Below are 15,003 nucleotides of genomic sequence, written 5' to 3'. Positions count from 1 at the left end.
GGAAATCCTTTGCCGATGTTCAATCAAAACGCCCTAAAATCATCCTTATTGATAACCGCTATAGCAACGTCATTTATGTCCCCTGTGTTTGCACAGGAAACAGGCGTTGATGTTAGGTCTGCTATTCAGGAAAGAAGCGAGGCGGAAACGGATCCCCGTTCCATATTGTTTCCTTCTGGACTGCCGGGGCCCTATTTTCCCGATGATGTTGAAATTTCAAGATCCGCAGAAGAACGCCTTAACAATGTTCAATCCGTATCCACGCAAGAAATAGACGGAAATATTGATGTTCTTCCTGAAGTGGAAATTCCCGATGAACAGGATGATGACCCGGCGGCATTTGGCATTTTATCAAATGGATATTCAGGACTAGATAAGAATATCTGGCAACCGTCATCGATTGAAAAAATTGATGTACTGTTGAAATCATTAACATTGCCGTCGCATTCACCAGTGATGGATGAAATTGCAAGAAAGCTATTACTTTCTGTAACAACCGCACCGACAGGGGTACCGCTTGTTGATGAAACAGAAAATATGATGGCTGTAAATGATTTCATGACTGAACCACAGCCTTTTGATGAGGCATTATTAAAAGATTTTATTAATTTACGCCTGAATAAATTAATTGAACGCGGCAACCTCGAAGATCTGGTGATGTTTGTACAGGCCTTACCGGAAGAAACCCTGAAAAACAGCATTCAAAATACGGAGATTTTGCTTCTTGGTGGTGATTATCTGGGTGCGTGTCAGATGGCAGCAGATTTTCAGGAAACTAGAAGACGGTCCGGTAATTCACTTGCTGTTTCAACCTTTTCATCCATGCAATCCGGACAGGGCATGAGCCAGGATGATGTATTCTGGTCAAAAATGACTGTTTTCTGCCGCATTATGGAAGAAGATCAAATGGGCGCGCAAATCGCGCTTGATATGCTGGCTGAACAGGATAACGCTGATTTTATTTTTATTGATCTGGCCAATAAACTGATGGAAGAGCCGGACATGCGCCTTCCGTTTTTAAGTACAGGGATTACATCGCTTGATCCGCTAAATTATACAATGCTGTCCATGTTGGATCAGACAATCGACGCGCAGCTAATTGAAAATAGTTCTGCCTTGATCATCAGCGCCATGGTGATTAATCCTAATGTAAATCAGGAAAATAGATTTCAAGCTGCAATTAAAAGCAATCTTTCCGGCGGTCTTTCACTTGAAACTTTAAAAAGCATATATGACGGTCAGGAATTTTCCGAGATTGAATATCAGAATGCCGTCAGAATGGCAGAATTTGATGATCGTCCGCTTGCGGATGTGCTGCTTTATCAGGCGGCGGAACGTCAAATGAATGATTTTGAGCGGGTCGCCATACTGGATGTTATCTGGAATAAGGCGGCTTTGAATAATGATATGAGCCGCAAAGCGGCCCTTAACGCGGAAGCACTAAAATCAATTGTACCAAGTTCTAGGCTGACGGGTTATGCCCATCAAATTACGCGTGGCTTGCTTTTGGCTGGCGAAGCTGACCGTGCTTACGAATGGTACGAATTTGTGCGCCGCCTTGCCGTTAGAGGTGATGCAGAAGCAACGACGGCCTTAATCAACATTTGGCCTTTGGCTGTGCTTTCCGGTGATATCAACGAGGTTCCATGGTCAGCCGATATTCTTGATTTATGGTGGAACGGTCAAATGGTTCTGTCCCCTGAAAACCGCGAAGGGCGCGCGACGCTTTTTTATTCGGTGGCGGAAGCACTTGGCCACAGTGTGGGTGATGCTAAATGGCAAGAACTGATTAGCAATAATTCACTTGAAGGAACGCGTCCGATATCACTTGGTGTTTGGCGGGAAATGGTACGTGCCGTTGGTGAGAATAAACCCGCAGAAGCCATCATTCTTAGTTTAATTGCCATGGGTGAAGACGGACCGGGAAAACTTGATGCAGCGGGTGTTAGCACAGTTATTAGACTGCTTAGAAGTTTTGGTCTTGAACAAGAAGCACGAGCAGTTGCGCTGGAAGCTTTGGTCGCCAACGATTTTTAATCATCCGTTTTAGGATTGCATATGAACGATCAAAATCTGATAGATGTATTTCTGGAAATGATTTTGACCGAACGGGCGGCATCCATAAACACCCTTGAAAGTTACCGCCGCGACCTTGAACTTTTTGTGGAAATGACGGGCTGTTCATTAAAGGGTGCTTCATCTGACGACCTTAAAAAATATCTGTCGTTACTTGAAAAACAGGATTTTGCAGCCAGTACGGCCGCCAGAAAATTAAGTTGTCTAAGACAGTTTTATAAATTCCTATATGCAGAAGGGTTAAGGGGCGATAATCCTGCGCTTGATCTGGATAGTCCCAAGACAGGAAGGTCGCTTCCCAAGCTCTTAAGCGAAGATGAAGTTTCAACATTATTAGATGAAGCAAGCAATAAAGCAGAAAAATCCGGCCATGTGAATGATTTAAGGCTGCTTGCGTTATTAGAGCTTTTATACGCAACAGGACTTCGGGTTTCCGAACTTGTCAATTTACCATTAAATGCATTTAGAAGCGGTGAGCCCTATATTTATGTGATTGGTAAAGGGGAAAAAGAAAGGCTCGTTCCCCTAAGCGAGAGGGCCTTAAATGCTGTTCAGAACTACATGACCGCCTTAAAAACGGCAAAAGATTCGAGCGGTAAATTAAAATTTGCGGATAATAAAAAATGGCTTTTCCCGTCGCGCGGCAAAAGCGGGCATTTGACCAGACAATATTTCGCCAAGGAATTAAAAGCGCTTGGTGTTGAGGCCGGCATTATGCCCAACAGATTATCCCCGCATGTAGTGCGTCATGCATTTGCGACTCACTTATTATCTAATGGCGCGGATTTGCGTGCCGTACAAAAAATGCTTGGACACGCAGATATCAGCACCACACAAATATATACGCATGTGCTTGAAGAGCGGTTGAAATCACTCGTGCAGAGCAAACATCCACTTGCGGGCAAATAAAGGATGGGGATTTAGGGTCATTTTTTTATCGCCTTTTATCTGACATAAGGGTATAAGGAATTTTTTGCGAAAATAAGAGTAAAGTCATATTAAATGCAAACATATTTGGATTTTGAAAAATCAATCGCCGAGCTTGAAAGCCGTATTCGTGATATGAAGAGCCTTGAAAGCGGTGATGAGATTAACATCGCAGAAGAAGTAACGCGACTTGAAAAGAAGCTGGATAAACTTCTTCGTGATACATATGCGAAACTTTCTTCATGGGATAAAATTAAAGTGGCTCGCCATCCGGACAGACCACATTTATCGGATTACATTGAAAACCTGTTTACTGATTTTATGCCGTTATCTGGCGACCGTGGCTTTGCCGACGATCATGCGATCATTGGTGGTATTGGTCGTTTTAACGGTCAGACGGTAATGGTGGTTGGTCATGAAAAAGGCAACGACACTGAAAGCCGCATCAAGCATAATTTCGGCATGGCAAGACCGGAAGGTTTCCGTAAAGCCATTCGTCTGTTTGAACTGGCGGATCAATTCAATATTCCGATTGTGACTTTTGTTGATACGGCTGGTGCATATCCGGGCGTTGGTGCCGAAGAACGCGGTCAAGCAGAAGCCATTGCCCGTTCAACTGAAGCCTGCCTTGCCGTTAAAGTGCCGTTTATTAGCGTGATTATTGGTGAAGGTGGTTCTGGTGGTGCGGTGGCACTTGCGGTTGGTAATAAGGTTCTGATGATGGAACATGCGGTTTACAGCGTTATTTCACCAGAAGGATGCGCATCCATCCTATGGCGCACCAATGAAAAAGCAGAAGACGCGGCAAATGCGCTTAAGATTACGGCACATGACCTTCATAAACTTGAAGTGGTTGATGAAGTTATTCCAGAGCCAATTGGCGGCGCGCACCGCGATCATGATAAGACGATGAAATCTGTTGGGAAAGCGATTGATAATGCCTTAATGGAATTTTCAGCCATCAGTGCAGATAAGATTAAAGAACTGCGTAGTGAAAAGTTCCTTAACATGGGGAATGTTGGGCTTTAAATCTTACACATACAGTTAAAGAAAAAGCGCTGAAATTCATCAGCGCTTTTTTTGTGACTTATTTTAGAATGCTTTTTTTAGAAAGCACCGTGGCAGTGCTTATATTTCTTGCCGCTTCCGCATGGACATGGGTCATTACGGCCTACTTTTGGCATAACCGCACCATGACAGTGTTTATACTTTTTACCGCTTCCACATGGGCAAGGTGAATTGCGTGGTGTTTTTGTCCATGCACCAGGGTTGCCGCCACCGGCGGGTGCTTGTGATGCACTGCTTCCTGGGTGGCTTTCGCTCATATTGTCCATGTCAGGTTCGGCGAGATCAGGAACCGGTTCTTCACGGCGCAGTTCAACGTGAGCCAGTAACATCGCAACATTATCACGGGTCCCGGTCAACATGTCTTCAAACATAGAAAAGGCTTCCGTTTTATATTCATCAAGCGGGTTACGCTGACCATAAGCACGAAGCTGTACGACCTGACGCAAATGATCAAGTTGGGAAAGGTGCTCTTTCCAATGGCTATCGATGGATTGCAGTAGAATGGTGCGCTCTAATTGACGCATAATTTCAGGGCCGATTTCTGCTGTGCGCTTGGCCATGAATTTATCTGCTTCTTCAACCATACGGTCTGCGAAGGCTTCGTCATCAATGCCTTCTTCCTCGGCCCACTCTTCCATACCGAAATCTGTGGTAAAGACACGTTTTGATTCGATTGAAAGACCCTTGATATCCCAATCTTCCGGATAACTTTTTGCTGGAATGTGATTGCCGATAAGATCATCCACCAAATGTTCACGCATATCTGCAATGGTTTCGTCCAGATTATCTTCTGTCATAACTTCGCGGCGCTGATCATAAATAGCGCGGCGTTGATCATTCATCACATTATCAAATTTCAGAAGGTTTTTACGAATATCATAGTTTCGTGTTTCAACCTTTTCCTGTGATTTTTCAACGGCACGGTTAAGCCACGGGTGAACAAGGGATTCGCCTTCTTCAAAACCAAGTTTTTGCATCCAGCTGTCCATACGTTCGCCGCCGAAAATGCGCATCAGGTCATCTTCCATACTTAAATAGAACTTCGAATAACCCGGGTCACCCTGACGGCCGGAACGACCGCGTAGCTGATTATCAATGCGGCGGCTTTCGTGACGTTCAGTACCCAGAACAAAAAGACCGCCTGCTTCTTTAACGCGTGTTTTTTCTTCCGCGATTTCTGCTTCGATCTTTTCGATCAGTTTTGCGCGTTTCGCTTCGTCTTGTTCAGTGACCTCTCGCTCGACGCGCATTTCAAGGTTACCGCCAAGCTGAATATCCGTACCACGGCCCGCCATGTTGGTGGCGATGGTTACGGCGCCTTCACGGCCAGCCTGACTAACGATAAAGGCTTCTTCTTCGTGGTATTTCGCATTAAGAACATTGTGTTTGATTTTGCGTTTTTTCAGCATATCAGAAAGATATTCTGATTTTTCAATGCTGACGGTACCAACAAGAATTGGTTGTTTGGATTTATGGCATTCTTCGATGCAATCAACGATGGCGTTATATTTTTCCGCTGCTGTGCGGTAAATTTCATCGTGGTCATCAATACGGTTAATACCGATATGTGTTGGAATTTCAATTACACCCAGACCGTAAATATCACCGAATTCCGCGGCTTCTGTTGCGGCTGTACCGGTCATACCGGACAGTTTTTCATAAAGACGGAAATAATTCTGGAATGTTACGGACGCAAGCGTTTGGTTTTCTGTGCGGATTTCAACGCCTTCTTTGGCTTCAATTGCTTGGTGCAGGCCTTCTGAAAGGCGTCGTCCATCCATCATACGGCCAGTAAATTCATCGATCAGAACGATATCGCCATCTTTTACGATGTAATCTTTTTCGGCCTGGAATAATTTATGCGCTTTTAGCGCCTGATTAACATGATGAACCACAGCAACGTTGCCATAATCATATAGATTATCTGTTTTGATGATGCCCGCTTTTTTCAGAACATCCTCAAGATGTTCCATGCCCTCTTCCGTCAGGGAAATATTACGGCTTTTTTCATCAAGTTCGTAATCATCATCATTTAATTCAGGGATGATCTTATCGATGGAAACATAAAGTTCCGATTTATCCTCTGTTGGTCCGGAAATAATCAGTGGTGTTCTGGCTTCGTCGATCAGGATACTGTCAACCTCGTCAACGATGGCAAAATGCGGCGCGCGCTGCGCCATGGCACTGGCATGGAATTTCATATTATCGCGCAGATAATCAAATCCCAGTTCATTGTTGGTTGCATAGGTGACATCACAGTCATAAGCGGCTTTTCTGTCATGATCAGGAATATTTGGAACGATACAGCCCACAGTCATACCAAGGAAACGATAGACCTGCCCCATCCATTCTGCGTCGCGGCTGGCAAGGTAATCATTCACCGTCACAATATGGACGCCCTTACCCGGTAACGCGTTCAGATATCCGGCGAGTGTGGAAACAAGTGTTTTACCCTCACCTGTTTTCATTTCTGAAATCTGACCTTCATGAAGAACAATACCACCGATCAACTGTACGTCATAATGACGTTGACCTAATGTGCGCACGGCTGCTTCACGGACAACCGCGAATGCCTCAACAAGCAAGCTATCAAGTTTTTCGCCCTTTTCAAGGCGCGCGCGAAACTCTGCGGTCTTGCCTTTTAATTCGTCATCAGAAAGTGCCTGAATTTCAGGTTCCATCGCATTAATGGCATTAATTCTAGGCTCTAGCCCCTTAAGATAACGGTCGTTTGCTGTACCAAATAACTTTTTGGCAATCTTGGAAAGTCCCAGCATTATTTTTTCCTATATGGCGCTCATGTAACGCAGGCGCCTATTTATTGATCAATTGATATGTGTAGACACATAAGATTGTCCGCCCCATCTGTCAATGTTTGATGGCTATATAATTGATATTTTTAAGAGAAAATATGGACATTGCAACTTTTCAGGGCCTATATAGAGGGATATTGATAATTTGAATGATAATAACGGTATAATTTATGACAAAAAAGTCACCCTTAGCACCAAAAGAGAATCCCTCTCTCCCTGCCCTTGATGGCGTGCTTTTAAGCACGGCTGCAACAGAAATGAAATATAAGGGCCGTGATGATTTGTTGCTGGTTTCCATGCCGAATGGCGCGGCGGTTGCGGGGGTTTTTACAACATCAAAATGTTATTCGGCCCCGGTTGGATGGTGCCGTGATATTTTGAAATCAGGAAAGCAAGCAAAAGCCGTGCTTGTGAATGCGGGGAATTCCAACGCGTTTACAGGTAAAAGTGGGGATGCCGCCATGAAGTCAAATGTTGAAAAGGCGGCTAAAACATTGGGGTGTGACCCTGAAGAGGTCTATGTCGCGTCAACAGGTGTGATCGGTGAAGTGCTGGACGCGAAACTGATCAATGATCATATTGATGGTGCGGTTAATAAGCTTGGCCCTGATCATTGGCAGCAAGCAGCAGGGGCCATTTTAACCACGGATACTTTTGAAAAAGTTGCCACAAGAACGGCGATGATTGATGGAAAGCAGGTTACGATCAATGGTATTGCCAAAGGATCGGGCATGATTGCACCGGATATGGCAACTATGCTTGGATTCGCTTTTACCGATGCGGCTATTGATCAGGATGTATTGCAAGCCCTGCTCACGGATACCAGTAATACAAGCTTTAACAGTATTACGGTTGATAGTGATACTTCCACATCGGATACAGTACTGTTATTTGCCACAGGTAAAGAAAACAGCATTTCTGATATTAATGACCCACGTTTAGACGACTTTAAAGAAAAGTTGTCTGATTTGATGTTGGACCTTTCCCATCAAATCGTCCGTGACGGTGAAGGAGCCAGTAAATTCGTCAGTATTTCTGTATCTGGTGCGGAACATGATGGGGCTGCAAAAAATATTGCCATGTCGATTGCCAATTCGCCGCTGGTGAAAACGGCCATTGCTGGCGAGGATGCGAACTGGGGCCGTATTGTTATGGCAGTCGGTAAGGCGGGTGAAATGGCGGACCGTGACAAGTTGGATATTCATATTGGCGGACAAAAAGTCACTGAAAATGGTATGGCCGTACCCGGATATGATGAAGATAAATGTACCGAGCACCTTAAGGGCGAAGAGATCGATATAAACGTGGATGTGGGGATTGCAGACGGCAAAGCGACCGTCTGGACATGTGATTTGACCCATGAATATATTACCATCAATGCGGATTATAGAAGCTAATGCTGGACCCAGAGTTTCAAATAGAAACGGACCGATTGATTTTGCGGCGATTTTGCAATGATGATCTTGATCAATTGGTTTCGATCATGGGCAATTGGGACGTTACACAGTGGCTTTCAAAGAATGTTCCCTTTCCTTATACCCGAAAAGACGGTGAAGAATTTATCGAAATCGAACGCGCTGATTTTATGAAAGCAGATAAGATTAATTTTTCGGTTATTGAAAAAGCATCTATGAAATGTATCGGCAGTTTCAAACTTTTTTCCATGAGCGACGAAGAATGCGAAATCGGATATTGCATTGGAACTGATTTCTGGGGCAAAGGCTATGCAAATGAAATGACGGGTGCTGTAATTTCATGGCTTAAAGAACGCGGTGAAGTGAAAAGGCTGACGGCACAAACAGCAAGCGAAAATATTGGTTCCAGAAAATTGCTTGAAAGACAAGGGTTTATCCATCTGGGCACCCCACCAAGCACTGTTGCGCGCTGCGGCCATGGAACAAGCTGTAGTGAATATTATGTGCGCGATTTATGAAATAGGAATAAGTGATGAATTATGAAGATTTCTGCCCTGATCCCCCCGGTGGTTGGTCCACTGACCCGGTAAAATTAATTACCGTATCTGCGGTGGTGATGGTTGATATGGACGGGCGTATATTGATCGCGCAGCGCCCAGAAGGCAAAAACATGGCGGGACTATGGGAATTTCCCGGTGGTAAGGTTGAGCCCGGTGAAACACCGGAACGCGCCCTCATCCGTGAACTTAAGGAAGAACTTGGTATTGATACCAGTGAATCATGTCTTGCGGCATTCACATTTGCATCGCACAGCTATGATGACTTTCATCTGTTGATGCCGGTGTTTTTATGCCGTAAATGGTCCGGTTTTGTCACCCCCCAAGAAGGCCAGAATTTGAAATGGGTGAAAATATCAGAACTTAAAGATTATCCGATGCCGCCAGCGGATGAACCATTGATCGCAATGATCCGTGATTTTTTATGATGGTTCCTTTGGCGGAAATTTACCAAGGGCATCAGTGAGTGACATCTTAGCACTGCCTGGTTTTAATGGTTTTTGCTGACTTTCGTGGGGGGCCCATCCTTTAAAATATAATATGTCGAATGTTGCAGGGATGCGTCCATTAATATCTGCAAAATCATTTTGGTAATGTTCCGCGACCTTCATCATCAGGGATGGTTTGGTCAGTCCTTTAAATGTTTTTGCCAGGATATTATTTTCTGCCATTCCTTTTAATTCTTTCATCAATTTAAAGGCATTGTCATAATTCACGGTAATACGTTCCGTGCTTACCACCGGTAGCGCGAACCCTGCCCTTTGTAATAAACCGCCAGCGTCACGAACATCCATGAATGGCGAAACATGCGGTCTTATGCCACCAAGCGCATCCATATCTGCTTTCATCATTGAAGCGCGTAATTCATGTAATGTTTCACCGCCAAATGCCGCGCCGACGAATAAACCATCGGGCTTAAGGCTATGTAATATTTGAATGAGCGTTCCGGGAAGGTCATTGATCGAATGAAGGTTTAAGATGCTAAACACCAGATCAAGACATCCCGGTTTGACGGGAATAAATTCTTCATCTGCCTGAATATTATGAAAGGGTGACTTGTTCAGCATTTTATCTGATAGGTCTGTGTTAAGGACGGTACTATCTTTGAAGTATGATTGCATGGGTTCCTGATGGCCGCCCATATTCAGCACCAGTTTAAATTCCCTTTTGATATCGTCAAGGTTGTCCAATTGGCGTAACGTGATTTCACGGTTTAAAAAATCGTGATTATCAAAATTTTTTGCGGCCTGATCGCGCCTTAATTTAAGTAAACCGCGATTAAAAATCTGCGCTTCTTGTGCGGCAGGTTTAAAAAGGGTCTTTTTATCATCAGTTTCTTCAGTCATAATGACTATATGACATTTTTACGGGGTAACGAAAAGCAACAAATGTTCAAACGGGGGATAAAAAGAATTTTTCCCGTAATAAAATCCTGTGGCACCGTGGTGCTTGACCTTATTTTACCGCCAAAATGCTTGAAATGTGCATCTCGCGTTGATGTCGCCCATAGTATTTGTCCGGATTGCTGGAAAGAGCTTCAGTTTTTGACGGGGAATAAATGCGCGTGTTGTGGATATCCATTCGGTATTGATGCGACAGTTGATTATTCTCTGGTCGGTGAAACTTTATGTGGGGTTTGTGCAAAAGGACCACGTCATTTTGACCGGGCCATTTCCGCACTACGTTATGATGATGAGAGCCGTGATATGGTGATCGGGTTTAAACATAATGACCGAACCGAATATGCCCGTTATTTTACGAAACTTTTGCAGATGGCTGGAAAGGATCTTATTGAACAGTCGGATATTGTTGCCCCCGTCCCGCTTCATAAGAGACGCCTGTTAAACAGGCGCTATAATCAATCAGCCTTATTGTCAGCGAGGTTGGCGTTTGACGCCGGATTAAAACACGAGCCGGAATTATTAATCAGAACCAAAAATACCCCTCCCCAACAAGGTAATTTGAACAAACGCCAGAAAAATGTATCGGGCGCATTTCGGATGAAAGTCAAAAAGGATATCAAGGATAAAAATATTCTTTTAATTGATGATGTTTACACGACGGGTGCGACGGTTGAAAATTGTGCAAGGGTTCTTAAAAAAGCGGGTGCCGGATCCGTTAATATATTGACCGTGTTTCGCGTGATCGCGCCGCAATCCTTAAAATAATTCAGCTTCCTTGTTGAAAACTGCGGCAATCAACCTATATATCAACCAACTTTTTAATTATTTTTTGGATGTTCGTATGACTGATGTAGTAATTTATACACGCCCGGGATGTGGGTATTGCACCATGGCAAAGCAGCTTCTTGGTAAAAAAGGCAAAGAATTTCAGGAATTTAATATCTGGTCTTCTGATGAGATTAAAAAAGAAATGGAAAAGCGCACTAATGGTGCACAAACAGTTCCACAGATTTTTATTGATGGCGACCTGATTGGTGGATGTGATGATCTTTATGCGCTTGATCGCGCAGGTCATCTTGACGCGCTTTTAAATCAATAGCCTAATTTTATTTCGTCTGATAATCTGACGATATGTCTGAAGTAAGCAGAAAATTAAAAATCGGCATTGTGCAGATGACCTCTAACGAGGTCATCGAAGAAAACGTACGGCTTGCCGAAAAGTTAATTCGGGATGCGGCGGCAAAGGGTGCGGATTTTATTCTAACGCCCGAAATGACGACATTACTGGATTTTGGCACAAAGCAAGTCATGGAAAAAGTTGTGCCGGAAGATCAAGACGACTCTTGGCCACGTTTTGCAGCGCTTGCAAAAGAGCTGGGCGTGTGGCTCATGATTGGTTCCATTGCGATTAGAAACGGTGACAAGGCCGCGAACCGCTGTTTTGTTTTTTCGCCGGATGGCAAGAAACAGGCAACATATGATAAAATTCATATGTTTGATGTGGATATTCCGGGTGATAAGGCATACCGGGAATCAAACGCTTATCAGGCTGGTGAAGAAGCGGTACTTGTTAAGGCGCCTTGGTGTAAAGTTGGCTTGTCGATTTGTTATGATCTGCGGTTTCCGCATCTTTACAGAAGTCTTGCGCAGGCTGGTGCGGAAATATTGACTGTTCCGTCTGCTTTTACTTATGTAACGGGTAAGGCGCATTGGCATACATTGCTTAAGGCGCGCGCCATTGAAAATGGTGCCTTTGTGATCGCGCCGGCACAGGTTGGCGATCACCGCAATGGACGTAAAACTTATGGTCATTCATTGGTTGTTAGTCCATGGGGCGAGGTTTTAGCAGATCTTAAGGGTGAGCAAGGCACAGAGGTTATAGAAATTGATCTTGAGGAAGTTTCGTCTGCTAGAAAGCGGATTGCTTCTTTGACCCATGACAAAAAAATTGTTATAAAGGGATAATTAAATAGTTGTCCCATTTAATAAAAGTTGGCCAATTATGTGGATTTTCCACTTAAATAGTTAGAAATATTATGATTTTATTTGATATTAAATGCAGTGAAGGTCATGTTTTTGAAGCATGGTTTCAAAATAACGAGGCATATGAAAAACAAGTGGAAAACCACCTGATTGAATGCCCTTTATGCGGTAATACAAATGTATCTAAATCGCTGATGGCGCCTAATATCTCACCAAAATCAAATAACGAGTCTTCCCATTTTGATGAATTATCCCCTGCGGAAGGAAATCGAAATGTGATGGTAAGCGCCCATGCCCCAACCGGTGATCATGTTAGCCCGGAAGATGTGAAGCGTGCTTTAGATCATATGCATAACACCATGTCGAAATTCCGCAAACAGGTGGAACAATCATGCGAATATGTCGGTGACAATTTCGCTGAAGAAGCCCGAAAAATTCACTATGGTGATAGTGAAAAACGTGGCATTTACGGTGAAACTACCGTCCGCGAAACGGAAGAGCTGATCGAAGAAGGCATTGAAATTTTACCTGTGCCGGGTTCTGGCAAGCTCGACAGCTAATTCATTAATCATGTCAAACCAAGACCAACGCCCCTTATATGTGATACTCGCAGGGGGCGGATCAAGCCGTATGGGCGGGGTCGATAAATATACGTTGATGTTAGGCGAAAGGCCTATTTTAGATCATATTATTGCCCGCATTGAACCGCAGGCGTCCAAAATATTGTTTAATTGCAATAAAGAAATTGATGTTTCACTAACGGTTATTAGGGATCAAAAGCCAAACCTTGGCCCACTGGGCGGCATACAGGCGGCGTTAGAGTATGCCAAGGAAAAAGGATATAATTCAGTTATTACAGTTGCTTGTGATACACCGTTTATCCCAGAAAATTTGACGTCACGGCTTCAAAGTCTTGAAGGTAATCCATTGGTGATCGCTGCTTCAAATGGCAGATTGCATCCGGTTGTAGCCCGTTGGTATGTCAGTCTTCTGGATCAGGTTACTGAAGCACTTGATCAGGGCGAGCGAAAATTAATGAAGTTCATTGATAATATTGAATATGCAATTTGTGAATGGAATGAACCGCGTGACCCGTTTTTTAATATCAATAGGCCGGAAGATCTTAAAAAAGCAGAAAGCCTCTTTTAAGAAATCCTGTTTTCAGAATCCGTTACAATATTAAGCCCATCTTTTCTGACGAATGTGGCAAGGCTTATACCTGCTTCTTCTGCAAGATTACGTGCTAATTCTGTCGTCGCTGATACGGCTGCGATAACAGGAATACCGGCTATTGCGCATTTTTGCACCATTTCGAAGCTGCAACGGCTCGTGATCATTGCAAACCCATCCGCGGGATTAATATTTTCCCTGATTAAATGGCCAATCAATTTATCAAGCGCATTATGACGACCGATATCCTCGCGTGTGGCTATGATGTTGCCGTCTTTATCCGTGAATGCAGCTGCATGAAGGGCACCTGTTTCTTTATTAAGATGTTGTTCTGATTTAAGCTTTTGCATCGCTTCATGAATAGTTGCGGGGGATATTTTTGTGTCTGAGACAACTTTATCAAGCGGTTTTATGGCTTGATCCAGTTTTTCCACACCGCATAATCCGCATCCTGTTCTGCCAGAAAGAGTACGGTTATATGTTTCCAGGCGGTGGAACGCATGGGCATTGATTTCGATAGCCGCGACTTTACCCTTAGGCGCATCTTTGATTTGTGCGTAAATAACATCACTGGGTTTTTCGATAATGCCTTCCGTTAGGCTAAATCCATATGAATAATCAACAAGGTCCGTTGGCGAAGCCATCATAACGGCAAAAGTCACGCAATTATATTCCAGTACCACTGGCACCTCATCGCTTAAGGGGCGGGTTTCATTTTTTTCCCCATCCGGCGACCAGATGCGCATGGGTTTATGGTTTGACGGGTTATCCATTGTTTGATTTCACCGCAAGTGCCACATAATTAACGGAAAAATCATGATCGCTTAATGACCATGTTCCACTAAGTGGGTTAAACACCATGCCTTCTATAGTGTTAATGGTGAAACCGGCTTGCTTATTCATTTCGCATAATTCAGATGGCTTAATGAATTTTTTCCAGTCGTGGGTACCGACAGGAAGCCATCTTAAGATATACTCGGCACCGGCAATGGCCATCGTCCATGATTTTAATGTGCGGTTCAGGGTGGATAATGTCATACAGCCATTATCCTTTAATAAGGTGTGGCACGCCCCTAGGAACGATGGAATATCGGCGACATGTTCGATCACTTCCATATTCAGGATCACGTCGAATTTTTCACTGGCGTCCGCGAGCTCTTCTGCTGTGATGTGCCTGTAATCTATGTCTAGTCCCATTTGTTCTGCATGAATACTGGCCGTCTTGATATTTTTTTCGGCAGCATCCGCACCAACCATGGTGGCCCCCAAACGGGTCATGGGTTCACATAACAGGCCGCCACCGCAACCAATATCCAGAATTCTAAGGCCTTCTAGTGGTTTTTCCGCATTAGAGTCCCTGTCAAAATGCTTGCAAATTTGTTCTTTTACGAATTTGATTCGCGTCGGATTAAGTTTATGAAGCGGTTTAAACGGCCCATTTGGGTCCCACCATGTTTCTGCCATGGAGGAAAAATGGGCAATTTCGTCAGGATTGACGGATTTTGAGGCAAATTTTGTATTTTCGGAAGCCATAACGGTCTCATTTGATAAAAAAACGAATAAAACCATAATATATACAAGTCCGCCCTTG

At 43.9% G+C, this 15,003-nt stretch carries 15 protein-coding genes; 11 read left to right on the top strand and 4 right to left on the bottom strand.

Annotated elements, in window-relative coordinates; genetic code table 11:
* The first annotated feature begins 15 nt into the window (after nucleotides 1-15).
* From KW060_RS15395 to KW060_RS15385, 3 genes are all read left to right on the top strand, one after another.
* The gene (locus KW060_RS15395) at nucleotides 16-2,037 is read left to right on the top strand and encodes a hypothetical protein (RefSeq protein WP_249036335.1); all 2,022 of its coding nucleotides are present in this window, start codon (nucleotides 16-18) and stop codon (nucleotides 2,035-2,037) included.
* A 21-nt stretch (nucleotides 2,038-2,058) separates the two neighbouring features.
* Nucleotides 2,059-2,985, top strand: a complete 927-nt coding sequence (locus tag KW060_RS15390; RefSeq protein WP_249036334.1) for a site-specific tyrosine recombinase XerD — start codon at nucleotides 2,059-2,061, stop codon at nucleotides 2,983-2,985.
* Nucleotides 2,986-3,078: 93 nt separating this feature from the next.
* A complete protein-coding gene (locus KW060_RS15385) occupies nucleotides 3,079-4,032 on the top strand; it encodes an acetyl-CoA carboxylase carboxyltransferase subunit alpha (protein ID WP_249036333.1) in 954 nt (317 codons plus the stop codon).
* A gap of 77 nt (nucleotides 4,033-4,109) precedes the next feature.
* Here KW060_RS15385 and secA read toward each other — a convergent pair whose 3' ends face one another.
* The gene (gene secA, locus KW060_RS15380) at nucleotides 4,110-6,848 is read right to left on the bottom strand and encodes a preprotein translocase subunit SecA (RefSeq protein WP_249036332.1); all 2,739 of its coding nucleotides are present in this window, start codon (nucleotides 6,846-6,848) and stop codon (nucleotides 4,110-4,112) included.
* Between the two features lie 206 nt (nucleotides 6,849-7,054).
* Here secA and argJ point away from each other — a divergent pair, with 206 nt between their 5' ends.
* Genes argJ through mutT form a run of 3 tightly spaced genes read left to right on the top strand, consistent with a single transcriptional unit; the run spans nucleotide 7,055 to nucleotide 9,284 of the window.
* Nucleotides 7,055-8,281, top strand: coding sequence for a bifunctional glutamate N-acetyltransferase/amino-acid acetyltransferase ArgJ (gene argJ / locus KW060_RS15375; RefSeq protein WP_249036331.1), 1,227 nt, complete (start codon nucleotides 7,055-7,057; stop codon nucleotides 8,279-8,281).
* Nucleotides 8,281-8,817, top strand: coding sequence for a GNAT family N-acetyltransferase (locus tag KW060_RS15370; protein WP_249036330.1), 537 nt, complete (start codon nucleotides 8,281-8,283; stop codon nucleotides 8,815-8,817). The genes argJ and KW060_RS15370 overlap by 1 nt, the downstream gene beginning before the upstream one ends.
* 14 nt (nucleotides 8,818-8,831) lie before the next feature.
* Entirely contained in the window at nucleotides 8,832-9,284 is a 453-nt protein-coding gene (gene mutT / locus KW060_RS15365; protein ID WP_249036329.1) for an 8-oxo-dGTP diphosphatase MutT, read from the top strand.
* On the opposite strand, the gene KW060_RS15360 is transcribed toward mutT, so the two are convergent.
* Nucleotides 9,279-10,202, bottom strand: coding sequence for a methyltransferase domain-containing protein (locus tag KW060_RS15360; RefSeq protein ID WP_249036328.1), 924 nt, complete (start codon nucleotides 10,200-10,202; stop codon nucleotides 9,279-9,281). The genes mutT and KW060_RS15360 overlap by 6 nt on opposite strands.
* A gap of 99 nt (nucleotides 10,203-10,301) precedes the next feature.
* On the opposite strand from KW060_RS15360, the gene KW060_RS15355 reads away from it, so the two are divergent.
* The 5 genes from KW060_RS15355 (at nucleotide 10,302) to mobA (ending at nucleotide 13,391) form a co-directional block, all read left to right on the top strand.
* Nucleotides 10,302-11,024 (top strand): ComF family protein, encoded by a 723-nt coding sequence (locus KW060_RS15355; RefSeq protein ID WP_249036327.1) that lies wholly within the window; start codon nucleotides 10,302-10,304, stop codon nucleotides 11,022-11,024.
* Between the two features lie 76 nt (nucleotides 11,025-11,100).
* Complete coding sequence (gene grxC, locus KW060_RS15350) at nucleotides 11,101-11,358, top strand: glutaredoxin 3 (RefSeq protein ID WP_249036326.1); 258 nt, start codon at nucleotides 11,101-11,103, stop codon at nucleotides 11,356-11,358.
* Nucleotides 11,359-11,390: 32 nt separating this feature from the next.
* On the top strand, nucleotides 11,391-12,224 hold the full coding sequence (locus KW060_RS15345; protein ID WP_249036325.1) for a carbon-nitrogen hydrolase family protein: 834 nt from the start codon (nucleotides 11,391-11,393) through the stop codon (nucleotides 12,222-12,224).
* A gap of 71 nt (nucleotides 12,225-12,295) precedes the next feature.
* Nucleotides 12,296-12,802, top strand: a complete 507-nt coding sequence (locus KW060_RS15340) for a DUF1178 family protein (protein WP_249036324.1) — start codon at nucleotides 12,296-12,298, stop codon at nucleotides 12,800-12,802.
* A 10-nt stretch (nucleotides 12,803-12,812) separates the two neighbouring features.
* Nucleotides 12,813-13,391 carry a molybdenum cofactor guanylyltransferase MobA gene (gene mobA / locus KW060_RS15335; protein ID WP_249036323.1) on the top strand — a complete coding sequence of 193 codons (579 nt, stop codon included), beginning with the start codon at nucleotides 12,813-12,815 and terminating at the stop codon, nucleotides 13,389-13,391.
* On the opposite strand, the gene fdhD is transcribed toward mobA, so the two are convergent.
* Nucleotides 13,388-14,185 carry a formate dehydrogenase accessory sulfurtransferase FdhD gene (gene fdhD, locus KW060_RS15330; protein ID WP_249036322.1) on the bottom strand — a complete coding sequence of 266 codons (798 nt, stop codon included), beginning with the start codon at nucleotides 14,183-14,185 and terminating at the stop codon, nucleotides 13,388-13,390. The genes mobA and fdhD overlap by 4 nt on opposite strands.
* A complete protein-coding gene (ubiG, locus tag KW060_RS15325) occupies nucleotides 14,178-14,945 on the bottom strand; it encodes a bifunctional 2-polyprenyl-6-hydroxyphenol methylase/3-demethylubiquinol 3-O-methyltransferase UbiG (RefSeq protein ID WP_249036321.1) in 768 nt (255 codons plus the stop codon). The genes fdhD and ubiG overlap by 8 nt, the downstream gene beginning before the upstream one ends.
* Between the last annotated feature and the right edge of the window lie 58 nt (nucleotides 14,946-15,003).

Source organism: Pseudemcibacter aquimaris, assembly GCF_028869115.1.
Lineage (GTDB): Bacteria > Pseudomonadota > Alphaproteobacteria > Sphingomonadales > Emcibacteraceae > Pseudemcibacter > Pseudemcibacter aquimaris.
This window is presented reverse-complemented; position numbering and strand designations above follow the sequence as displayed.

What these genes read in the sequence shown, in the direction of transcription:
- KW060_RS15395 (WP_249036335.1), top strand. Translation starts at nt 16, where the DNA reads ATGTTCAATCAAAACGCCCTAAAATCATCCTTATTGATAACCGCTATA.
- KW060_RS15390 (WP_249036334.1), top strand. Translation starts at nt 2,059, where the DNA reads ATGAACGATCAAAATCTGATAGATGTATTTCTGGAAATGATTTTGACC.
- KW060_RS15385 (WP_249036333.1), top strand. Translation starts at nt 3,079, where the DNA reads ATGCAAACATATTTGGATTTTGAAAAATCAATCGCCGAGCTTGAAAGC.
- secA (WP_249036332.1), bottom strand. Translation starts at nt 6,848, where the DNA reads ATGCTGGGACTTTCCAAGATTGCCAAAAAGTTATTTGGTACAGCAAAC.
- argJ (WP_249036331.1), top strand. Translation starts at nt 7,055, where the DNA reads ATGACAAAAAAGTCACCCTTAGCACCAAAAGAGAATCCCTCTCTCCCT.
- KW060_RS15370 (WP_249036330.1), top strand. Translation starts at nt 8,281, where the DNA reads ATGCTGGACCCAGAGTTTCAAATAGAAACGGACCGATTGATTTTGCGG.
- mutT (WP_249036329.1), top strand. Translation starts at nt 8,832, where the DNA reads ATGAATTATGAAGATTTCTGCCCTGATCCCCCCGGTGGTTGGTCCACT.
- KW060_RS15360 (WP_249036328.1), bottom strand. Translation starts at nt 10,202, where the DNA reads ATGACTGAAGAAACTGATGATAAAAAGACCCTTTTTAAACCTGCCGCA.
- grxC (WP_249036326.1), top strand. Translation starts at nt 11,101, where the DNA reads ATGACTGATGTAGTAATTTATACACGCCCGGGATGTGGGTATTGCACC.
- KW060_RS15345 (WP_249036325.1), top strand. Translation starts at nt 11,391, where the DNA reads ATGTCTGAAGTAAGCAGAAAATTAAAAATCGGCATTGTGCAGATGACC.
- KW060_RS15340 (WP_249036324.1), top strand. Translation starts at nt 12,296, where the DNA reads ATGATTTTATTTGATATTAAATGCAGTGAAGGTCATGTTTTTGAAGCA.
- mobA (WP_249036323.1), top strand. Translation starts at nt 12,813, where the DNA reads ATGTCAAACCAAGACCAACGCCCCTTATATGTGATACTCGCAGGGGGC.
- fdhD (WP_249036322.1), bottom strand. Translation starts at nt 14,185, where the DNA reads ATGGATAACCCGTCAAACCATAAACCCATGCGCATCTGGTCGCCGGAT.
- ubiG (WP_249036321.1), bottom strand. Translation starts at nt 14,945, where the DNA reads ATGGCTTCCGAAAATACAAAATTTGCCTCAAAATCCGTCAATCCTGAC.